The 18,355-nt window shown below is 73.9% G+C and carries 17 protein-coding genes; 8 read left to right on the forward strand and 9 right to left on the reverse strand.

Annotated elements, in window-relative coordinates:
• Positions 1–80: 80 nt before the first annotated feature.
• A complete protein-coding gene (locus ACFYNO_RS16690; RefSeq protein ID WP_388011936.1) occupies positions 81–1,472 on the reverse strand; it encodes a PQQ-binding-like beta-propeller repeat protein in 1,392 nt (463 codons plus the stop codon).
• A 2-nt stretch (positions 1,473–1,474) separates the two neighbouring features.
• A complete protein-coding gene (locus tag ACFYNO_RS16695) occupies positions 1,475–1,798 on the reverse strand; it encodes a DUF6191 domain-containing protein (protein ID WP_388011839.1) in 324 nt (107 codons plus the stop codon).
• An 80-nt stretch (positions 1,799–1,878) separates the two neighbouring features.
• Here ACFYNO_RS16695 and ACFYNO_RS16700 point away from each other — a divergent pair, with 80 nt between their 5' ends.
• The 3 genes from ACFYNO_RS16700 (at position 1,879) to ACFYNO_RS16710 (ending at position 4,974) form a co-directional block, all read left to right on the forward strand.
• Complete coding sequence (locus ACFYNO_RS16700; RefSeq protein WP_388011840.1) at positions 1,879–2,832, forward strand: RNA polymerase sigma-70 factor; 954 nt, start codon at positions 1,879–1,881, stop codon at positions 2,830–2,832.
• Positions 2,833–2,930: 98 nt separating this feature from the next.
• Positions 2,931–3,893, forward strand: coding sequence for an EamA family transporter RarD (rarD, locus tag ACFYNO_RS16705; protein WP_388011842.1), 963 nt, complete (start codon positions 2,931–2,933; stop codon positions 3,891–3,893).
• Between the two features lie 22 nt (positions 3,894–3,915).
• Entirely contained in the window at positions 3,916–4,974 is a 1,059-nt protein-coding gene (locus tag ACFYNO_RS16710; protein WP_388011844.1) for a hypothetical protein, read from the forward strand.
• A gap of 32 nt (positions 4,975–5,006) precedes the next feature.
• Here ACFYNO_RS16710 and ACFYNO_RS16715 read toward each other — a convergent pair whose 3' ends face one another.
• From ACFYNO_RS16715 to ACFYNO_RS16725, 3 genes are all read right to left on the reverse strand, one after another.
• The gene (locus ACFYNO_RS16715; RefSeq protein WP_388011846.1) at positions 5,007–5,903 is read right to left on the reverse strand and encodes an ABC transporter permease; all 897 of its coding nucleotides are present in this window, start codon (positions 5,901–5,903) and stop codon (positions 5,007–5,009) included.
• On the reverse strand, positions 5,890–6,834 hold the full coding sequence (locus ACFYNO_RS16720) for an ABC transporter ATP-binding protein (RefSeq protein ID WP_388011848.1): 945 nt from the start codon (positions 6,832–6,834) through the stop codon (positions 5,890–5,892). Before ACFYNO_RS16720 ends, ACFYNO_RS16715 begins: the two co-directional genes overlap by 14 nt.
• Positions 6,835–6,971: 137 nt before the next feature.
• The gene (locus ACFYNO_RS16725; RefSeq protein ID WP_388011850.1) at positions 6,972–8,249 is read right to left on the reverse strand and encodes an outer membrane lipoprotein carrier protein LolA; all 1,278 of its coding nucleotides are present in this window, start codon (positions 8,247–8,249) and stop codon (positions 6,972–6,974) included.
• Between the two features lie 188 nt (positions 8,250–8,437).
• Here ACFYNO_RS16725 and ACFYNO_RS16730 point away from each other — a divergent pair, with 188 nt between their 5' ends.
• From ACFYNO_RS16730 to ACFYNO_RS16745, 4 genes are all read left to right on the forward strand, one after another.
• Complete coding sequence (locus tag ACFYNO_RS16730) at positions 8,438–11,017, forward strand: bifunctional FO biosynthesis protein CofGH (protein WP_388011852.1); 2,580 nt, start codon at positions 8,438–8,440, stop codon at positions 11,015–11,017.
• Between the two features lie 67 nt (positions 11,018–11,084).
• A complete protein-coding gene (locus tag ACFYNO_RS16735; RefSeq protein ID WP_388011854.1) occupies positions 11,085–11,501 on the forward strand; it encodes a MerR family transcriptional regulator in 417 nt (138 codons plus the stop codon).
• Positions 11,494–11,820, forward strand: coding sequence for a thioredoxin (gene trxA / locus ACFYNO_RS16740; RefSeq protein ID WP_388011856.1), 327 nt, complete (start codon positions 11,494–11,496; stop codon positions 11,818–11,820). Before ACFYNO_RS16735 ends, trxA begins: the two co-directional genes overlap by 8 nt.
• Positions 11,821–11,959: 139 nt before the next feature.
• On the forward strand, positions 11,960–13,069 hold the full coding sequence (locus tag ACFYNO_RS16745) for an ADP-ribosylglycohydrolase family protein (protein ID WP_388011858.1): 1,110 nt from the start codon (positions 11,960–11,962) through the stop codon (positions 13,067–13,069).
• Positions 13,070–13,157: 88 nt separating this feature from the next.
• Here ACFYNO_RS16745 and ACFYNO_RS16750 read toward each other — a convergent pair whose 3' ends face one another.
• The 3 genes from ACFYNO_RS16750 to ACFYNO_RS16760 form a co-directional block, all read right to left on the reverse strand.
• Entirely contained in the window at positions 13,158–13,370 is a 213-nt protein-coding gene (locus ACFYNO_RS16750; RefSeq protein ID WP_388011860.1) for a DUF397 domain-containing protein, read from the reverse strand.
• Positions 13,345–14,223, reverse strand: coding sequence for a helix-turn-helix domain-containing protein (locus ACFYNO_RS16755; RefSeq protein ID WP_388011862.1), 879 nt, complete (start codon positions 14,221–14,223; stop codon positions 13,345–13,347). The genes ACFYNO_RS16750 and ACFYNO_RS16755 overlap by 26 nt, the downstream gene beginning before the upstream one ends.
• A 299-nt stretch (positions 14,224–14,522) precedes the next feature.
• On the reverse strand, positions 14,523–15,233 hold the full coding sequence (locus ACFYNO_RS16760; protein ID WP_388011864.1) for a GPP34 family phosphoprotein: 711 nt from the start codon (positions 15,231–15,233) through the stop codon (positions 14,523–14,525).
• Positions 15,234–15,587: 354 nt separating this feature from the next.
• Between ACFYNO_RS16760 and ACFYNO_RS16765 the strand changes: the two genes are divergently transcribed.
• Complete coding sequence (locus ACFYNO_RS16765; protein ID WP_388011866.1) at positions 15,588–17,420, forward strand: D-alanyl-D-alanine carboxypeptidase; 1,833 nt, start codon at positions 15,588–15,590, stop codon at positions 17,418–17,420.
• A 70-nt stretch (positions 17,421–17,490) separates the two neighbouring features.
• Here the strand turns inward: ACFYNO_RS16765 and ACFYNO_RS16770 are convergent, their stop codons facing one another.
• Positions 17,491–18,258: a polyprenol monophosphomannose synthase gene (locus ACFYNO_RS16770; protein WP_388011868.1), complete on the reverse strand. Its 768-nt coding sequence runs from the start codon at positions 18,256–18,258 to the stop codon at positions 17,491–17,493.
• Positions 18,259–18,355 lie beyond the last annotated feature (97 nt).

Genomic DNA, 18,355 nt, shown 5'->3' on the forward strand with positions numbered 1-18,355 from the left:
CAGAGGGCGTCCAGTGGGCTCTCGCACCCGTAGTGGTCGTTGCGCCGGGGCTCCGCGCTGCCGAGTGGTGGCCGGAGCCGTCAGTTCCGTTCCGCCGGAGGGCCGGCGCAGGCGCCCGTCTCGCCGTCGATCAGGGACAGGCGGTCGTGCTCGGTGCCGGTGTCCACCAGCAGCACCTGGTCGTCGACCGGCACCGCCAGGCACGGCCTGCCCTCGCGCCGCCAGAGCACCCGGTTGCCGCGCAGTGCGATGGTGCGGCCCGTCCCGTCGCGGTGCCACCCGTGGACGTAGGCGTGGTTGCGCCCCGCTGCCAGCTCCCCCCACATGACCTCCCGTTCGCCGCGCGGGACCGCCTCGGGCCAGCGGACGGGGGTCAGCCGGCGGTAGCGGCCGGGGCGGTTCACCCGGGCCGCCACCACCAGGGTGCCCCGCCGCTCCTCCCAGGGGGTGTCCCGGCGCTCGAAGGCCGGATGGGCCATCGCGTAGAGCCAGCCGGCCGCCTCGACGAATTCGGGACTGCTGTGGGCCAGCCGGCGGGGCAGCGGGGTGAAGGTCCGGGTGCGCAGCCGGGCGGCGAACGGGCGCAGGCGGTCGATGCGGCGCTGGTCGTTGGTCGTGAGCCAGAGGCTCTCGCCGTCCGCGCGCACCAGCGGGTCGTCGCTGCTGTAGAAGCTGATCCTGGGGCGCACCACGAGGGAGCCGAGCCGCTCGCCGGTGGCGGGGGAGAACCACCGCAGCTGCTTGCCGAGCCAGTTCCAGGCCAGCACCACCGGCTCGGCCGAGGGGCCGCGCTCCGACAGCCGCAGCGACTCCGGCCAGCCGTGCTCCTCGCTCCGCCACACCTGCTCGCCGCTGCACAGGTCGTAGGCGCGCACCTCGCGCTTCCCCTCGGCGGCCGTACTGGCGACGACCCGGTCGTCGGTGGGCAGCACCGCGCGCAGCGCGTCGAGGTCGAGCCGCCACCGCAGGCCGCCGGTGGCGAGGTCCACCGCCGTGATCGTGCCCCGCTCCTCCTGGTCGAGCCGCCAGAACACCAGGGTCCGGCCGTGCGCCGAGTAGCCCGAGACCAGCTCGGGCTCCCGGGACCAGCAGAGGCCACCGGTCGCGGCGCTCAGCACGGCGAACGAGATCATGTCGCCCTTGGTCATGTAGGCAAGGGCGTCGGGCACTACGAGGTGCTCGCCGACCGCGAAGACGGCGCTCACGTAGTCGCTGTGGAACTCGACCCGGTGCGGGGTCTGCCAGAGCACCCGGCCGGTGGCGCGGTCGAGCGCGGTGACCCGGCCGTCGACCGGGAGGTAGACCCGGTCGGCGGAGACGACCGGCGCACCCATCGTCCCGGGGGGTGCACTCAGGGTCCAGAGCCCTGAGACGGCGTCATGGCGGACGGACATCGGAACGGTATCGGCGGCCACAGGACTCCCCCGAGCTTGGCAGTACGCCGGATGATCATGGCGGACGGAGTGACGCATTGTCACGCGCCCGGTCGGTCCTCCTCGGGCGGCCGGCGGATCACCACCTGCCCGGACTCCAGGTCGATCCGGTGCGGGTGCGGCGCGCCCGCCGACTCGTCGTCGCGCAGGCTCAGTTGGCGCTCCCGCTGCTCGTTGGCGTGGCGCTGGGCGGGGGAGAGCAGGGTCTGCAGCTCGTTGAGCGCGCTGTACACCGACCCGCCGCCCGGCTCCGGCTGCCGCTTGCGCCAGTAGACCCAGCCGTGCCGCTCCAGCAGCAGGAGCAGCCGGTCGCCGAGGAAGAGCACGACGGGCAGAGCGAGTACGAGCCACACCGGCCACGGCATCAGCGGTCACCCCCCACGAGGGCAACGCGCGGCGCGGAGCCGCCGTGCCCGTCGGGCGTGAGGTCTGGGAGCCTGGGGCGGTGACCACGGAGCAGCGCGAGGACCCGTTCGAGGACCCGTTCGAGGACCCGTCGGAGGAGCGGATCGAGGACCGGACCGAGGACCCGCTCATCGAGCACCGGCGGCTGCTCTTCGGCACCGCGTACCGGATGCTGGGCAGTGTCGCGGACGCCGAGGACATCCTGCAGGACGCCTGGCTGAAGTGGGCCGAGGCGGACCGGTCGCAGGTGCGCAACCCCCGGGCCTACCTGGTGCGGACGGTGACCAACCTGGCGCTGAACCGGCTGGCCTCCGCGCAGGTGCGCCGGGAGGCCTACGTGGGGCCGTGGCTGCCGGAGCCGCTGCTGACCGCGCCGGACACGGCGGCGGAGCGGGCCGAGCTGGACGAGTCGGTCTCGCTTGCGATGCTGGTGGTGCTGGAGACGCTGAGCCCGCTGGAGCGGGCGGTCTTCGTGCTGCGCGAGGTGTTCGGCTACTCCAACGCCGAGCTCGCGCAGACCCTGGAGAAGAGCGAGGCGGCCGTGCGCCAGCTCGCGCACCGGGCGAAGGCGCACGTGCAGGAGCGGCAGCCGCGCTACGAGACGGACCCGGGCGAGCGCCGGGCGGTGACCGAGCGGTTCCTGGCGGCCTGCGCGACCGGCGAGGCGAGCCGGGTGATGGAGCTGCTGGCGCCCGGGGTGGTCTCCTGGTCGGACGGCGGCGGGGTGGTCCGCGCGGCGCTGCGGCCGGTCCGCGGGGCGGACAAGGTGGCGCGCTGGGCGCTCGGGGTGCTGGCCAAGCCGGAGATGGCCGGGGCCACCGCGGAGTTCGCCTGGGTCAACGGCGAGGAGGCGCTGCTCTTCCGCACCGCCGAGGGATCGGTGCTGGCCGCCGTCGCCTACGCGGTGCGGGACGGGCTGATCCAGGAGATGTGGACCCAGCTGAACCCGGCCAAGCTCTCCGGCCTGGCCGCGGGGGAGCCGTACCCGGTCTGACAGATGTCAGGAGCTAAAACAGAAGACGGAGATGACAGGGGGCTGCTCGGCCAGCTACCTTCGGCTCGGAACACGTGCGAGCCGGAGAAGAGGACGCGATGCCGCAGGTTGCCCGCAGCGAGACCGGGAAGGGCCTCTGGTTCGGCTTCGCCGCCTACGGCATCTGGGGGCTCTTCCCGCTCTACTGGCCGTTGCTCGAACCCAGCTCGGCGATGGAGATCCTGGCGAACCGGATGGCCTGGTCGCTGGTGGCGGCGGTGGCGATCCTGGCTGTGCGCCGGCACTGGGGCTGGCTGCGCCCGCTGCTCGCGCAGCCGCGCCGGCTGGCGCTCAGCGCACTGGCGGCCTGCGTGATCGCGGTGAACTGGGGCGTCTACATCTGGGCGGTCAACGCGGGGCACGTGGTCGAGACCAGCCTCGGGTACTTCATCAATCCGCTGGTCACCATCGCGTTCGGCGTCGCGGTCCTGCACGAGCGGCTGCGCCGCACGCAGTGGGCGGCGGTCGGGATCGGTGCGCTGGCGGTGGCGGTGCTGACCGTCGGCTACGGGCGGCCGCCGTGGATCGCGCTCATCCTGGCGTTCAGCTTCGGCAGCTACGGGCTGCTGAAGAAGAAGGTGGCGCTCGGCGGGCTGGAGAGCTTCGCGCTGGAGGCCGCCTTCCTCTTCCCGTTCGCGGTGGCCTACCTGGTCTACCTGTCGGTGACCGGCCACTCCACCTTCACCGGCCACGGCGCCGGGCACGCCTCGCTGCTCGCGCTGACCGGGCTGATCACCGCCGTGCCGCTGCTCTGCTTCGGCGGTGCGGCGATCCGGCTGCCGCTCTCCACCCTCGGGCTGATGCAGTACCTGGCGCCGGTCTTCCAGTTCCTGATCGGCGTCGCCTACTTCCACGAGACCATGGAGCCGGCCCGCTGGGCGGGCTTCGGGCTGGTCTGGGCGGCGCTGGCGGTGCTCACCTGGGACGCGCTGCGCCGGACCGCCCGGCAGCCGGTCAGCACCACGGTGGTTCCCGCCCAGGGTGAACCGGCGGTCGGCGAAGGCGTAGCCTCCGGTACGTAGTCGAACGGACGGGGAGCGCGCGATGGCGGTACTGGCGTTTCTGGTGGGGCTGGCCGGACTGGTGACGGCGCTGCTGACCCGCGGCCAGGCGAAGAAGGCGATCGCCCGCGCCGAGGCCGCCGCCGCCACGGCGGAGCGGGCCGCCCGGGAGGTGGTGTCCGCGGCCGTCGAGGCGCGCGCACTGCCCGAGCGCACGGCCAAGGCCAACGCCAAGGCCCTCCCCGCCCCGGTCGTCATGACCAAGCGCCGGCCCGCCCCGATCGGCCGGGACACCCTGCTCGCCGTGGTCCACCATCAGCTCGCCACCCTGGAGCACCGCCGCCGCGCCGAGCTCCCGGCCCCCGCGGACGCCGTACCCGGCGCCGCCGGCCCGTTCCGCGGGGAGGACGGCCTGCCCCGGCTGGCCCCGGCCGCCGGCCCGCGGGACGTCCCGACCACCGTCCCGCAGCGCCACGACGGCGAGCCCTTCCACTGGTCCGGGACGTTCACCGAGCGGGGCATCGAGGAGTTCCCGATCGACTGGCCGCAGCCCGGCAAGGCCGCCATGGCCCTCGTCACCGCCAAGGCCGCGCAGCAGTACCTCACGGTCACCCCGATGACCCGCACCCGCAGCCGGGTCGCCACCCACGCCGTGCTGCTGAACGCCTTCTCCAGCGACGGCCTGGTGCGCCGCCGGGCCCTGCTGACCCCGGAGATGACCCACCTCAAGGTCGAGGGGCGCGGCGGCCTGGGCGAGTGGTCGGTCCAGCTGGTCGGCCCGGCCGACCTGGAGCGGCTGCTGGACCAGCGCGAGGGCACCGGCTCCACCGTGCTGGCGCTGCCCCAGGGCACGCCGCTCGAACTGGTGGTGCACGCCAACTCCAGCAGCTGGCACTGGGAGTTCGTCTGCGGCTGCTGGGCCGGCGAGGACTGCGTCTGCCCGCCCCCGGAGGGCCTGGACTGGTTCTCCCGGATGCTCTCCGGCAACGGCGAGGGCATGGGCACCCTGGTGATCCCCCGCCCCGGCCTGCTGGTCGGCGAGCTGGACGGGGAACAGGACCCCTGGCGCCTGCGCCTGCGCCCGCTGGGCAGTGAGGACTGACCCCAGCGGGCGACCCGGCAGGCCTCAGTGCCTCAGGCCGTGATGTCCCGCGAGCTGAACCGCGCCCAGGCCGCCGAGCCGAAGACCGCGACGTAGAGCGCCTGCAGCCCGAGGTTGCGCAGCACCTCGTCCCAGTACATCGGCTGCCGCAGCAGGTCCGCGAACGACAGCCAGTGGTGGGTGAAGAGCCAGGGCTGCACGGCGTGCAGCTGCGGGAAGCTGTCCAGCACCTGCACGATGATCACCAGGCCGACGGTGCTCGCCATCGCCGCGATCCCGCTGTTGGTCAGGGTGGAGATGAAGAGCCCGATCGCCACCAGCCCGGAGAGCGAGAGCGCCACCACCCCGGCGATCAGCGCCATCCGCAGCAGGCCCTCGCCGAGCGAGATGGTGTCGCCGGAGAGCAGCGCCACATCGCCCACCGGGAAGAGGACCGAGCCGACCAGCAGCCCGGCCAGCGCCACCGACAGCGTGGCGGCCAGGCAGAAGGCCAGCGCGGCGGTGAACTTGGCCGCCAGCAGCCTGGTCCGGCCGGCCGGCGCCACCAGCAGGTAGCGCAGCGTCCCGGTGGCGGCCTCGCCGGCCACCGAGTCGCCGGCCACCACGCCGACCGTCATCGGCAGGAAGACCGGCAGCGAGGCGGCCAGCGCGGTGAAGGTCAGGAAGACGCCGTTCTGGGTGACCTGGGCGAGGAAGGCGGGGCCGCCGCCGTCCCCGCGGCGCATGTTGCCGGTCTCCAGCTTGACCACCACGCCGATCAGGATCGGCACCAGGGCCAGCACCCCGAGCAGCGCGACGCTGCGCACCCGGCGGAAGGTCAGCCCGAGCTCGCTGCGGAACAGCGCCAGGAACCCGGGCACCGTCTGCGCCCGGGCCCCGACGGCGGGCGCCGCCGCCACCGGCCGCGCCGGAGCCTCAACCCGCGACATCGAATCCCTCTCCGGTCAGCGCCACGAAGGCGTCCTCCAAGGTCCCCCGCTCCAGCCCGAAGCCGCGCACCCGCACCCCGGCCCCGACCAGCGCCGCGCAGATCCGCGGCAGCAGCTCGTCGTCCGAGGAGGCGTCCGCCCCCGCCGGATCACCCGTCACCTGGCCGTCCGTCACCTGCAGCCCCGTCACCCGCTGCTCCGCCAGCACCCGGGCCGCCTCCTCGGTGTCCGGGGTGCGCACCACCAGCCGGCCCTGCGCCCGGGCGGCCAGCTCGGCCACCGTGCCCTGGACCAGCAGCCGCCCCTTGGACATCACGGCGGCATGGGTGCAGACCTGCTCGATCTCGTCCAGCAGGTGCGAGGAGAGGAAGACCGTGGTGCCCTCGGCCGCCACCTCGCGGACCAGCGCCCGGATCTCCCGCATGCCCTGCGGGTCCAGCCCGTTGGTCGGCTCGTCCAGCACCAGCAGCTCGCGCGGCTGCAGCAGCGCGGCGGCCAGGCCGAGCCGCTGCTTCATGCCCAGCGAGTACGCCCGGGCCTTCTTGCCCGCCGCGGCGGCCAGGCCGACCCGCTCCAGCGCCTGCCCCACCCGGGCGGACCGGGTGCGCGGGTCGGAGGTCGGGTCGGCGGAGTCGAACCGGACCAGGTTCTCCCGGCCGGAGAGGAAGCCGTACAGCGCCGGGCCCTCGATCAGCGCGCCGACCCGGGGCAGCACCCGGTTGACGGACTGCGGCATCGACTCGCCGAGCACGGTGGCCATCCCGGAGGTGGGCGCGACCAGGCCCATCAGCATCCGGATGGTGGTGGTCTTGCCGGAGCCGTTCGGCCCGAGGAAGCCGAAGACGCTGCCGCGCGGCACGGACAGGTCGAGCCCGTCGACGGCCAGCTGGCCGCCGCTGAAGCGCTTGGTCAGGCCCTGGGTGCGGATCACCGGAGGCGCCCCGGCGGGGGGGGGGGGCCGGGGGGGCCCCCCCCCCCCCCGGGGCCCCCCCCGCGGGGGGGGGGGCCCCCCCCCCCCCCCCCCCCCCCCCCCGCCGGGGACTCCAGCGCGGGGGAGTGCGCCACCTGCTACTTCACCCCGGCCGCGGCCTGCAGCACGGGCAGCGTGACCGCGCCCGCGTAGACCCGGTTGTCGTCGGTGATCAGCACGTTGAGCACCTTGCTGCTGATCAGCGTGCCGCCGGCCACCGGCTTGCCGAAGGACTTGACCAGCGCCAGCGGGCTGGTCGCGCTCCTGAGGCCCTTGGCGCCCTTGCGCTCGCCGGAGCCGGCCGGCGGGGTCTGGTTCAGCTCGGCGGGCAGCTGGGCGGAGAGCACCGCCGTCCAGCCCTGGCCGATCACCTTGGCCCGGCCCTGCTCGCCGGCGCCGCCGGCCAGGTCGCCCTTGGCGCCCTGCGGCTTCTCGTTCCCGGCCGCCTTCTCGGTGACGGTCGCGCCCTTGGGGGGCGTGAAGTCGAAGGTGGCGGCGCTCGGGTGGCCGAAGGACACCTCGGAGAAGCGGCTGTCGAAGACCGTGCCGCCGGAGGTGCCCAGCGCCGTCACGGCCAGCGGGGTGCCGGTGGCGGAGTCGACCGCGATCCGCACCTCGCCGATGGTCGAGCCGGACTGCTTGGGCTTCACGCTCAGCTGGTAGGCGCTGCGGCCGGCCACGCTGGCCGTGCCGCCGAGCGAGACGTCCGAGTCGGTGGCGCTGGCGGCCAGCAGCTGCTGGGCGGCCTGCTGCGGGGTGGCGGGCACCTGACCGCCCGGCAGGTCGCCGTCGTCGGCGCCGGCGCCGGAGCGCAGACCGGTGTAGTGCACGGCCTGCTGGCCGGAGCTGTCCCAGGCCCAGGCCTGGGTGCCGTTGTGCACCAGGTCGTACTCGGCCATGTTCTGCACCAGGGCGATCCGCTGCTTGTCCGGCCCGTCCGCCGCGATCCGCAGGGTGTGGCTGCCGGAGAGCAGCTCGGCCAGCTGCGCCGTCGGGTCGGCGCCCGAACCGGCCTTCTCCTTGGCCTGCCCGCTGCCGCCGGCCGCGCCAGCCGCCCCCGCGGCACCGGCCGCGCCGCCGCCCTGGCCGAGCACGCTGGTCAGCTCGCTCGGGATGCCCAGGTCGGTGCTGACCTGGACCGTGCCGCTGAGCGACTGGGTCTGGTTCGCCAGCACCTTGGTGACCAGCTGCTCGGCCGTCAGCTGCGGCAGCGACGGCGCGCCGTCGCTCGCCAGGGCCGGCACCACGGCGGCCGCGGTGGCTGCCGCGGCGACCACCGCGATCGGCACCATCAGCCGCAGCGCGGTGCGCCGGCGGGCCCGGTACGGGCTCCCCGCCCCGTCCTGCTGGTCATCGAATCCTGCGTACTGCGTCATCGGTTCAGCCCCTCCGTGGTGTCCAACCCTGGCACTCGGTCTGATGACATCCATTAGAGACCCGCGGGGCCGCCCGGGGCATCGCTCCTCAGGGCCAAACGAAAGTACATCCGAGGATTTAGTCAACCCTGATGTCCCCTCAGGGTTCCCGACCCGGGCCGGTCCTCCTCCTGGCGTAGGGTCAGGTCATGAGCGCCAGGGGAGACCAGTCCGCACCGACCGAGACCGCCATGCGCCGGGCCCTGCGCCGGGCCAGTGACGGGGTCGCGCTGGACCGCGCCGAGGCCGCGGTGCTGCTCCAGGCCCGGGGCGCGGACCTGGCCGACCTGTGCGCGACCGCCGGCCGGGTCCGGGACGCGGGGCTGGCCGAGGCCGGCCGCCCCGGGGTGATCACCTTCTCCAAGAACGTCTTCATCCCGCTGACCAGGCTCTGCCGGGACCGCTGCCACTACTGCACCTTCGTCACCGTGCCCGGCAAGCTGCGGGCGGCCGGCCACGGCATGTTCCTCTCCCCGGACGAGGTGCTGGAGATCGCCCGCCAGGGCGCCGCGCTGGGCTGCAAGGAGGCGCTCTTCACCCTCGGCGACCGCCCCGAGGACCGCTGGCCCGAGGCCCGCGAGTGGCTGGACGCGCACGGCTACGACGACACCCTGGCCTACGTCCGGGCGATGGCGGTCCGGGTGCTGGAGGAGACCGGCCTGCTGCCGCACCTCAACCCGGGCGTGCTCAGCTGGACCGAGTTCCAGCGGCTGAAGCCGGTCGCCCCCTCGATGGGGATGATGCTGGAGACCACCGCCACCCGGCTCTGGTCCGAGCCCGGCGGCCCGCACCACGGCTCGCCGGACAAGGAGCCCGCCGTCCGGCTGCGCGCCCTGGAGGACGCCGGGCGCAGCGCCGTCCCGTTCACCACCGGCCTGCTGATCGGCATCGGCGAGACCTTCGAGGAGCGGGCCGAGTCGATCCTGGCGATCCGCTCGGTGGCCCGGCGCTACCACGGCATCCAGGAGGTGATCGTGCAGAACTTCCGCGCCAAGCCGGACACCGTGATGCGCGCCCGCCCGGACACCGGCCCGGCCGAGCTGGCCGCGGCGATCGCCGTCACCCGGGTGGTGCTCGGCCCGTCGGCCCGGATCCAGGCGCCGCCGAACCTGGTGGCGGGCGAGTACGAGCAGATGATCAGCGCGGGCATCGACGACTGGGGCGGCGTCTCGCCGGTCACCCCGGACCACGTCAGCCCCGAGGCGCCCTGGCCGGCCATCGAGGAGCTGGCCGCCCGCACCGCCGGGGCCGGCTTCGAGCTGCGCGAGCGGCTGACCGTCTACCCCGAGTTCGTGCTGCGCGGCGAGCCCTGGCTGGACCCGCGGCTGCTGCCGCACGTCGGCGCGCTGGCCGATCCGGCCACCGGACTGGCCCGCCCGGACGCGCCGCTGCTCGGCCGCCCCTGGCAGGAGCCCGAGCAGCTGCCGGCCGCGAGCGGCCGCACCGACCTGCACCGCACCATCGACACCGAGGGCCGCAGCGCCGACCGCCGGGCCGACTTCGAGGAGGTCTACGGCGACTGGGAGGCGCTGCGCGAGCAGGTCGCCGCGATCCCGGCGGCCCGGCTCGACGGCGACGTCCGCGCGGCCCTCGCGGTCGCGGCCGACGACCCGGCGAAGCTGACGGACGACCAGGCCCTGGCCCTGTTCCAGGCCGACGGCCCGGCGCTGGACGCGCTCTGCGCCATCGCCGACGCGGTGCGCCGGGACGCGGTCGGCGAGGAGGTCACCTACTGCGTCACCCGGAACATCAACTTCACCAACGTCTGCTACACCGGCTGCCGGTTCTGCGCCTTCGCCCAGCGCCGCACCGACGCCGACGCCTACACCCTCTCGCTGCAGCAGGTCGCCGACCGGGCCGAGCAGGCCTGGGAGGTGGGCGCCACCGAGGTCTGCATGCAGGGCGGCATCCACCCCGACCTGCCGGGCACCGCCTACTTCGACATCGCCCGCGCGGTGAAGGAGCGGGTGCCGGGGATGCACGTGCACGCCTTCTCGCCGATGGAGGTGGTGAACGGCGCCACCCGCACCGGCCTGTCGATCCGGGACTGGCTGACCGCGGCGAAGGAGGCCGGCCTGGACTCCATCCCGGGCACCGCGGCGGAGATCCTGGACGACGAGGTCCGCTGGGTGCTGACCAAGGGCAAGCTGCCCGCCGCCACCTGGGTGGAGGTGGTGAGCACGGCGCACGAGCTGGGCATCCGGTCCTCCTCGACCATGATGTACGGCCACGTGGACACCCCCGCCCACTGGCTGGGCCACCTGCGGCTGCTGGCCGAGCTCCAGCAGCGCACCGGCGGCTTCACCGAGTTCGTCACGCTGCCGTTCATCCACACCAACGCGCCGGTCTACCTGGCCGGGATCGCCCGCCCGGGCCCGACCCACCGGGACAACCGCGCGGTGGTCGCGATGGCCCGGCTGCTGCTGCACCCGCACATCCGCAACATCCAGACCAGCTGGGTCAAGCTGGGCGCGGAGGGCGCCGCCGAGATGCTCCGCAGCGGCGCCAACGACCTGGGCGGCACGCTGATGGAGGAGACCATCTCCCGGATGGCCGGCTCCGCCTACGGCAGCCACAAGTCGATCCGCGAGCTCGAAGCGATCGCCATCGCGGCCGGCCGCCCGTCCCGCCAGCGCACCACCACCTACGGCGAGGTCCCGGCCGAGCGCCGCGCCGCCGCCCTCGCCTCCGACGGCCACCTGCCGGAGCTGCTGCCCGTGCTCGACTGAGCAGCCCTGGCGTTGACGTCGGGGTCAAGGTCTACCGTCACGGGGAGAGCGTGGACGGAGGACCGGGATGCGGATCGGCGAACTGGCGGAGCGGGCGGGGACGACCACCCGGACGCTGCGGTACTACGAGTCGCGCGGGCTGCTGACCGCGCGGCGTACCGGCAACGGCTACCGCAGCTACGGCGAGGCCGAGCTGCAGACCGTCCGGCAGATCCGGCTGCTGCAGGACTTCGGCTTCGAGCTGGAGGACACCCGGCCGTTCGTCGAGTGCCTGCGCGCCGGCCACCCGGAGGGCGACGCCTGCCCGGCCTCGCTGGAGGTCTACCGGCGCAAGCTGGCCGAGCTGGACGACTGCCTGGCCCGGCTGGGCGAGGTCCGCGAGCAGGTGGCCGGCCAGCTGGCCCGGGCCGAGCTGGCCGCCGCGAGCACCGCCGATCCGCGCTGCGAACTGACCGACGAGTGGAGGGACGGGGACGATGGCTGACGGGATCGCCGAGGTGACCGACGAGACCTTCGAGCAGGAGGTGCTGGGCAGCGGGCTGCCGGTGCTGGTGGAGTTCACCGCCGACTGGTGCCCGCCCTGCCGGATGATCGCGCCGGTGCTGGCCTCGGTGGCCGAGGAGCGCGCCGGGCGGCTGCGGGTGGTCGCGCTGGACGTTGACCGCAACCCGGCCACCACCGCCGCCTACGGGGTGCTCTCGATGCCCACCCTGATGGTCTTCCGGGACGGCGAGCCGGTGAAGTCGATGGTCGGCGCCCGGCCCAGGGCCCGGCTGCTGCGCGAACTGGACGAGGCACTGTGAGCCCGGACTGACCGGGTATCAGCTGACGGCCCGTTGAGCTGCGCCCGTCGCGGTCGGCACCGTCACGAACTACAGTGCGAGGCTGCGCCCGGGGCCGTCCCGGGCGCGGTCCCGTAGTCCACTGAAAGGCCGTCGATCCGTGATTCCCCTCTGGTCGCGCACCCAGCAGCAGGAGTACCGCAGCAAGGTGCGCGGGGTGCTGCTCGGCGGGGCGATCGGCGACGCCCTGGGCGCCGGGATCGAGTTCGACTCGCTCGACGCGATCCGGGCCGCGCACGGCCCGGCCGGGGTGACCGGCCTGGTGCCCGCCTACGGGCGGCGCGGCGCGGTCACCGACGACACCCAGATGGCGCTCTTCACCGTGGACGGCCTGATCCGGGCGCACGTGCGGCAGTCCGCCGGCGGCTGGCACCCGCCCACCGACGTGCACCACGCCTACCTGCGCTGGGCCGCCACCCAGCGCGACTGGGGCCCGGACGAGCGCCGCAAGGACCTCGGCTGGCTCGGCCGCGAGGAGTGGCTGTACGCCCGCCGGGCCCCCGGCAGCGCCTGCCTGGCCGGCCTCACCGGCCCGGACGCCGACCGGCTCGGCACCGTCGAGCAGCCCAAGAACCCGGACTCCAAGGGCTGCGGCACGGTGATGCGGGCCGCGCCCTTCGGCCTGCTGATCGGCTGGGAGCCGGCCCTGGTCTGCCAGCTGGCGATCGAGTGCTCGGTGCTGACCCACGGCCACCCGACCGGCTACCTGGCGGCCGGCGCCTTCGCGGTGATCGTGCACGCCGTGCTGCGCGGCGCCACCGTCGAGGAGGGCGTGCAGCAGGCGCTGGCGCTGCTGGCCGAGCGGCCGGGCCACGAGGAGACCACGGCGGCCCTGCGCGGGGCGCTGGCGGCCGTGCGGGCCGGGGAGCCGTCCGCCGAGCGGGTGGCGGAGCTGGGGCAGGGCTGGGTGGCCGAGGAGGCGCTGGCGATCGGCGTCTACTGCACCCTGGTCGCCGAGGACGTCCGGGCGGGCCTGCTGCTGGCGGTCAACCACTCCGGGGACAGCGACTCCACCGGCACCGTCTGCGGCAGCCTGCTGGGCGCGCTGCACGGGGAGACCGCGCTGCCCGGCGAGTGGCTGGCCGAGCTGGAGGGCCGGGGCACCATCCTGCAACTGGCCGACGACCTGGTGCTGGAGCTCAGCCAGGGGGCCGAACTGCACGGCCCCGGAGCCGGACCGGCCTGGCGGGAGCGCTACCCGGTCGGCTGACCGGAGAGCGGCCCCGCCAGGCCGGACCGGTGCCTTCGGGCGGCCGCTCCGGACGGTGCCCTGAAAACCGTCGCGGGGCGGTGAGCCGTCAGGCGGTGGTGAGGCGGTCGAGGCCCGCCGCGCCGGCGAAGGACTGCCAGGCGGCGGGGGAGAACTGCAGACGCGGGCCGGCCGGGTCCTTGGAGTCGCGGACGGCAACCACGGCCGGCGCCGGGACCGCGACCTCGACGCAGTTGCCGTTCGGACCGCTGTGGCTGCTCTTGCGCCAGCCCGGCTCAGCGGTCAGCGGCTTGAATCCCATTCTCGTACTCCTCCGCGTAGGTGGTGATCAGCGACCTGGACTCGGCGACGCTGAGCGCCGCCGCCCTGAGGTGGTCGTAAAGACCGGTATAGCGGCGGACGTCCTGGTCCTTCTCCAGGTAGAGGTCGCTCGTCACACCTTCGAAGTAGACAACCGTGGAATCGGCAGACTCCGGGAACTCCAGCAGGGAGAATGTCCCGGTCATGCCGGGGTGTGCGCCATGGGTGAAGGACACCACCTGGATGTTCACGTTCGCCCGCTCGCCGACCTCCAGCAGCTTGCGCAGCTGACTGGCCATCACCGCCCGGCCGCCGACCTCCCGGGCCAGCACGGCCTCGTCTATCACCGCCCAGAAGCTGGACAGCTGCTCCTCGCCGGAGATCCGGTCCTGCCGCTTCAGCCGCACCTCGACCCGGCGGTTCATCGACTCCTGGTCGGTGTCCGGCTGCACGCCCATCACCGAGGCCTCGGCGTACTCCCGGGTCTGCAGCAGGCCGGGGACGAAGGAGGACTCGTAGGAGCGGATCGAGTAGGCCTCGGTCTCCAGGCCGATGTAGACGCTGTAGGGGATGTCGCCGAAGTCGTTCCACCAGCCGCGCTGCTTGGACTCCTTGGCCATCTCCATCAGGCTGTTGCGCATCTTGTCGTCTTTGACGTCGTAGACGTCGCACAGGTCGCGGACGTCCCGGGGGCTGATGCTGCGCCGCCCGTTCTCCAGCCGGCTGATCTTCGACTGGGAGACCATCAGGCGCTCGGCCACCTGCTCGGCCGTCATGCCCTTCTGCTCGCGCAGCCGGCGCAGCTCCGCGCCCAGCCTGCGGCGTCGGACGGTGGGATTGACGCTGGCGGACACATCGACCTCCGGCAGTACCTCTGGGGTGGGTGGCGGTGCGTGGACGTACGGCGGAGTCGGGCTGCCTGTCCGGACTCCGCCAACCCCCGGCCCCAGCAGCATGGCATCCCGCCGCGGCCGATCGCCCGGAAACGGTCCCACCTGGCCCGGAGTAGGCGATTCTGGCCCGGACCGGGGTGCTGAAGTGGTAATGAGATGGAACGACGGAGGGCGGCCGCCCCCGCTGCTCAAGCGGGGACGGCCGCCCCTGGGACCGTGCGGGCCCTGGCGGGCTGTCAGGGCACGGGTGGGCCGACGGGTCAGCGGGCGCCGACCCGGCTGGGTGCGGCGGAGCCGGCGCCGGTGCGTGGGGCCGGCGCGCGCCCGGTGGTGCGGGCCTGCTGGGTCGGCAGGCCGTTCTGCACGTCCATCACGGCGTGCGCGACCATGCCGCCGAGCGGGTCGTAGCGGATCAGGTCGCGCAGCCGGGACCGCGAGGACCGGCCCTCGTTGCCCGGGTAGAGGTGCTTGCCCAGGCCGACCGCGTGCGCCAGTGCCGCCAGTGCCGCCGTTCTCGGGTCCGGCGGCACGCCGGTCCGGATGGCGGTGTCCAGCCGCTGCTTGATCGCCGCGTTGGTGCAGTCGTCCGACGCCTGGTACCGCGTCGTCGGCAGCACCCCGCACACCTGGCCCTGTACGGCGGCGACCATGCCGCACCGCTCCAGGTGCGCCAGATAGGTCTGCCGCAGCCCCAGTCGGGGCCCGCCGATCCAGTGCGCGGCACGCACCGGACTGCCGCGACGGCGCAGCAGTTCCAGGGCGTGGTCCAGGGTGGGGTCACCGGTCGGCCGCGGCAGCACCACGGCGATCCGGTCCCCGTCCGGGACGATCCGTCCAGCCAGGGACAGCTCGACGAGCTGCGCCCCGGCGAGTCCGAGGTCGAGGGTCTGCGGCTGCGCCGTGGTGCCCGTGGCCGGGTCCAGAGCGAGCAGCAGGAGTTCCTCGGGAATAGTTCTACGGCTCTTGCCCATCCAAGCCTCCCCGCGTGGATGAATGACAGCGTGACGCCTCTCACACGGGCTTGTCGAGTACGCCTCCGAATCGTGACCTTGCGGGGGGAACCGTTTCTGCAGCGGTGGTGGGCGGGGAACCGGGGCCCGGTGAGCGGACGTCTGTTCCCGGGATGGGCCGTGCGGGCGGAATAACCGCCGGTCGGACGGGGTGTGGCGGCCCGCCGGGGAATGCCGCTGGCGGAGACTGTAGCGGTGCGCGCCGATCGGGACCGCCGCCGCTGATGGCACTCAGGATGCCGATCGGTGTCGTGCGTCGGAGGTGCCGGAGGCGCCGCACGGGACCGTGACGAGAGCGCGAGGAGGTCGGGAGACGTGGGCGAGGGCCCGGAGCAGGTGCAGGACGGCGAGGGCGGGCGGGAGCGGACGGCGGATGGTGCCGGGACGCCGCCGCGGGAGCCGGCCCCGGCGGGAGGCGGCGGCACTGTCCATCTCCGCATCCGCGATGTGGACAGTGCGACGACCTTCCTGCGGCTCCCGGAGCCCGAGCCCGCGGCGCCGGCGGCGGAGAAGCCGCAGGCCGTCGACCCCCGTCTCGCGATCCGGGACGGGAGGGCGGCCGCGGATGAGACGGCGGAGGGAGATGAGGCGGCTGACGAGGAGCTGGTGTCCGCCGTCGAGGCGGCGGTGGAGGAGGCTGAGCTCGAGGCGGACGCGGCGCCCGTGGAGCCGCTCCCGGCGTCCGCGACGGTGATCCTCAAGAGCCCGGCGCCGGTGCCGGCCGCTGCGCCTGTCGCCGGGTCAGCCGCCGCGCCTGTGGCCGCGCCGGTCGCTGCGCCTGTGGCCGCGCCGGCCCCGCCGTCTGTCGCCGCGTCGGCCCCGCCGCCCGTCTTCGTGCAGCCGCCGACCGCACCCCCGGCGGCCCCGCCGGCCGCGCCGCCGCTCGACCCCCCGGCCGACCCGTCGGCCCCGCCGCCGCTCGGCTCCCCGGGCCGCCGGGCCCTCCGCGGTGCCGTCGTCTGGACCCTGGTGGCCGTCCTGGTGATCGGCGCGCTGGTGGCCGCCCAGCTGCTCCGCCCGCTGCCCGCGCCGCGGATCTCGGTGACGGCCCCGACCTCCTACACCTTCACCGGCGACCCGGTGGCCCTCCCGTGGCCGGCCAAGGGCCAGGCCGCCGCCGAGGTGGTCGGCCTCGGTTCGCTCGGCAGCTCGGGCCCGGCCGACACGCCCGTGCCGATCGCCAGCGTCACCAAGGTGATGAACGCCTACCTGGTGCTGCAGAAGTACCCGCTCAAGCGCGGCCAGTCCGGCCCGACGATCACGGTGGACCAGGCCGCGGCCCAGGAGTCCAACCTCCCCGACCAGTCCACCACCAAGGTGACGGAGGGCCAGCAGATCAGCGAGTACCAGGCGCTGGAGATGCTGATGCTGCCCAGCGCCAACAACATCGCCCGGCTGCTCTCCCGCTGGGTGGCCGGCAACGAGCAGGACTTCGTCCAGCAGATGAACCAGCAGGCCGCCGCCCTCGGCATGGCGCACACCAGTTACACCGACGCGGCCGGCTACAGCGCCAACACCAAGAGCACCGCCACCGACCAGCTGAAGATCGGTGAACTGGCCATGAAGGACGAGGTGTTCCGGCAGATCGTGGCCGAGACCAGCGCCACCGTCGGCGGCTCGGTCATCAAGAACACCAACGAGCTGATCGACCCGAAGACCGGCGTGATCGGCGTGAAGACCGGCTCCTCCACCCCCTCCGGCAGCTGCCTGATGTGGGCGGCCACCAAGGAGGTCGGCGGCACCCAGCAGCTGCTGCTCGGGGTGACCCTGGGTCAGCCCCCGACGGCCACCGACAACATCATCAAGGCCGCCCAGAGCGTCAGTTCACGGATCATCACGGCCGGCCAGGCCGCCGTCACCGGCCACACCCTGGCCAAGCAGGGCGAGGTGGTCGGCTACGTGGACGACGGCCTCGGCGGCAGGGTGCCGCTGGTGGCGGGCAAGGACCTCACGGTGCCCGGCTTCACCGGCACCTCCACCTCGGTCACCCTGCAGCGCACCGGCTCCCTGGGCCACTCGGCCCCGGCCGGCACCCAGGTCGCCACCCTCACCGCGGGCAGCGGCCCCGGCCAGGTGCAGGTGCCGGTGGTGCTCCAGCGCGACCTCGCGCCCCCGGCCGTCCTCTCCCGCCTGACCCGGCTCGGCTAGCTTCCCGCCCGGAACAACGACGAAGCGGCCCGCACGCTCGATCGCGTGCGGGCCGCTTCCGTCGCTCCGACTACCGGCGCTTCTTGCCGGTCAGCTTGCCGAGGCGGGCCTGGAGACCCCAGACGGTGACCCGCCACAGCGCCTCGACCACGATGTTCTTGCTCATCTTCGAGGCGCCGTGCTCGCGCTCCACGAAGGTGATCGGCACCTCGGCGACCTTGAAGCCGCTGCTCACCGAGCGGAAGGCCAGGTCGACCTGGAAGCAGTACCCGGCCGAGGCGACCTGGTCCATGCCGAGGCCGAGCAGGGTCTCCTTGCGGAACGCCCGGTAGCCGCCGGTGACATCGCGGATCGGCACACCCAGCATCAGGCGGGAGTAGGTCGAACCGCCGCGCGACAGCAGCAGGCGGGACTTCGGCCAGTTGACCACCTTGCCGCCCGGCACCCAGCGCGAACCCAGCACCAGGTCGGCGTTGCGCAGCGCGGTGAGCAGGCGGTACAGCTCCTCCGGCTGGTGCGAGCCGTCGGCGTCCATCTCGACCAGCACGTCGTAGCCGTTGTCGATGCCCCAGCGGAACCCGGCGAGGTAGGCCGCCCCCAGGCCTTCCTTGCCCTTCCGGTGCAGCACGTGGACGTTGCCGTCCTCCTTGGCGATCTTGTCGGCGGCCTCACCGGTGCCGTCCGGGCTGTTGTCGTCCGCGACCAGGACGTGCACCTCGGGGACCGCTGCCCGGACCCGGGAGACGATCCGCTCGACGTTCTCGATCTCGTTGTAGGTCGGGATGATGACCAGAACCTTGCCGAGGTCGGCGAAGGAGGTCTCCTGGGGCGCAGACACGTATGAGCCTTTCGGGGGTTTTCACCGCGTCCCAGCCCGGACCGCGGGGTTCATTACCAGTGCCGATGGTAGCGACCCCGGAAGGCATGTCGTTACC

The organism is Kitasatospora sp. NPDC006697, from assembly GCF_042869935.1.
Taxonomy (GTDB): Bacteria; Actinomycetota; Actinomycetes; order Streptomycetales; family Streptomycetaceae; genus Kitasatospora.

What these genes read in the sequence shown, in the direction of transcription:
- ACFYNO_RS16690 (WP_388011936.1), bottom strand. Translation starts at nt 1,472, where the DNA reads ATGCGTCACTCCGTCCGCCATGATCATCCGGCGTACTGCCAAGCTCGG.
- ACFYNO_RS16695 (WP_388011839.1), bottom strand. Translation starts at nt 1,798, where the DNA reads ATGCCGTGGCCGGTGTGGCTCGTACTCGCTCTGCCCGTCGTGCTCTTC.
- rarD (WP_388011842.1), top strand. Translation starts at nt 2,931, where the DNA reads ATGCCGCAGGTTGCCCGCAGCGAGACCGGGAAGGGCCTCTGGTTCGGC.
- ACFYNO_RS16710 (WP_388011844.1), top strand. Translation starts at nt 3,916, where the DNA reads ATGGCGGTACTGGCGTTTCTGGTGGGGCTGGCCGGACTGGTGACGGCG.
- ACFYNO_RS16715 (WP_388011846.1), bottom strand. Translation starts at nt 5,903, where the DNA reads ATGTCGCGGGTTGAGGCTCCGGCGCGGCCGGTGGCGGCGGCGCCCGCC.
- ACFYNO_RS16725 (WP_388011850.1), bottom strand. Translation starts at nt 8,249, where the DNA reads ATGACGCAGTACGCAGGATTCGATGACCAGCAGGACGGGGCGGGGAGC.
- ACFYNO_RS16730 (WP_388011852.1), top strand. Translation starts at nt 8,438, where the DNA reads ATGAGCGCCAGGGGAGACCAGTCCGCACCGACCGAGACCGCCATGCGC.
- ACFYNO_RS16735 (WP_388011854.1), top strand. Translation starts at nt 11,085, where the DNA reads ATGCGGATCGGCGAACTGGCGGAGCGGGCGGGGACGACCACCCGGACG.
- trxA (WP_388011856.1), top strand. Translation starts at nt 11,494, where the DNA reads ATGGCTGACGGGATCGCCGAGGTGACCGACGAGACCTTCGAGCAGGAG.
- ACFYNO_RS16750 (WP_388011860.1), bottom strand. Translation starts at nt 13,370, where the DNA reads ATGGGATTCAAGCCGCTGACCGCTGAGCCGGGCTGGCGCAAGAGCAGC.
- ACFYNO_RS16760 (WP_388011864.1), bottom strand. Translation starts at nt 15,233, where the DNA reads ATGGGCAAGAGCCGTAGAACTATTCCCGAGGAACTCCTGCTGCTCGCT.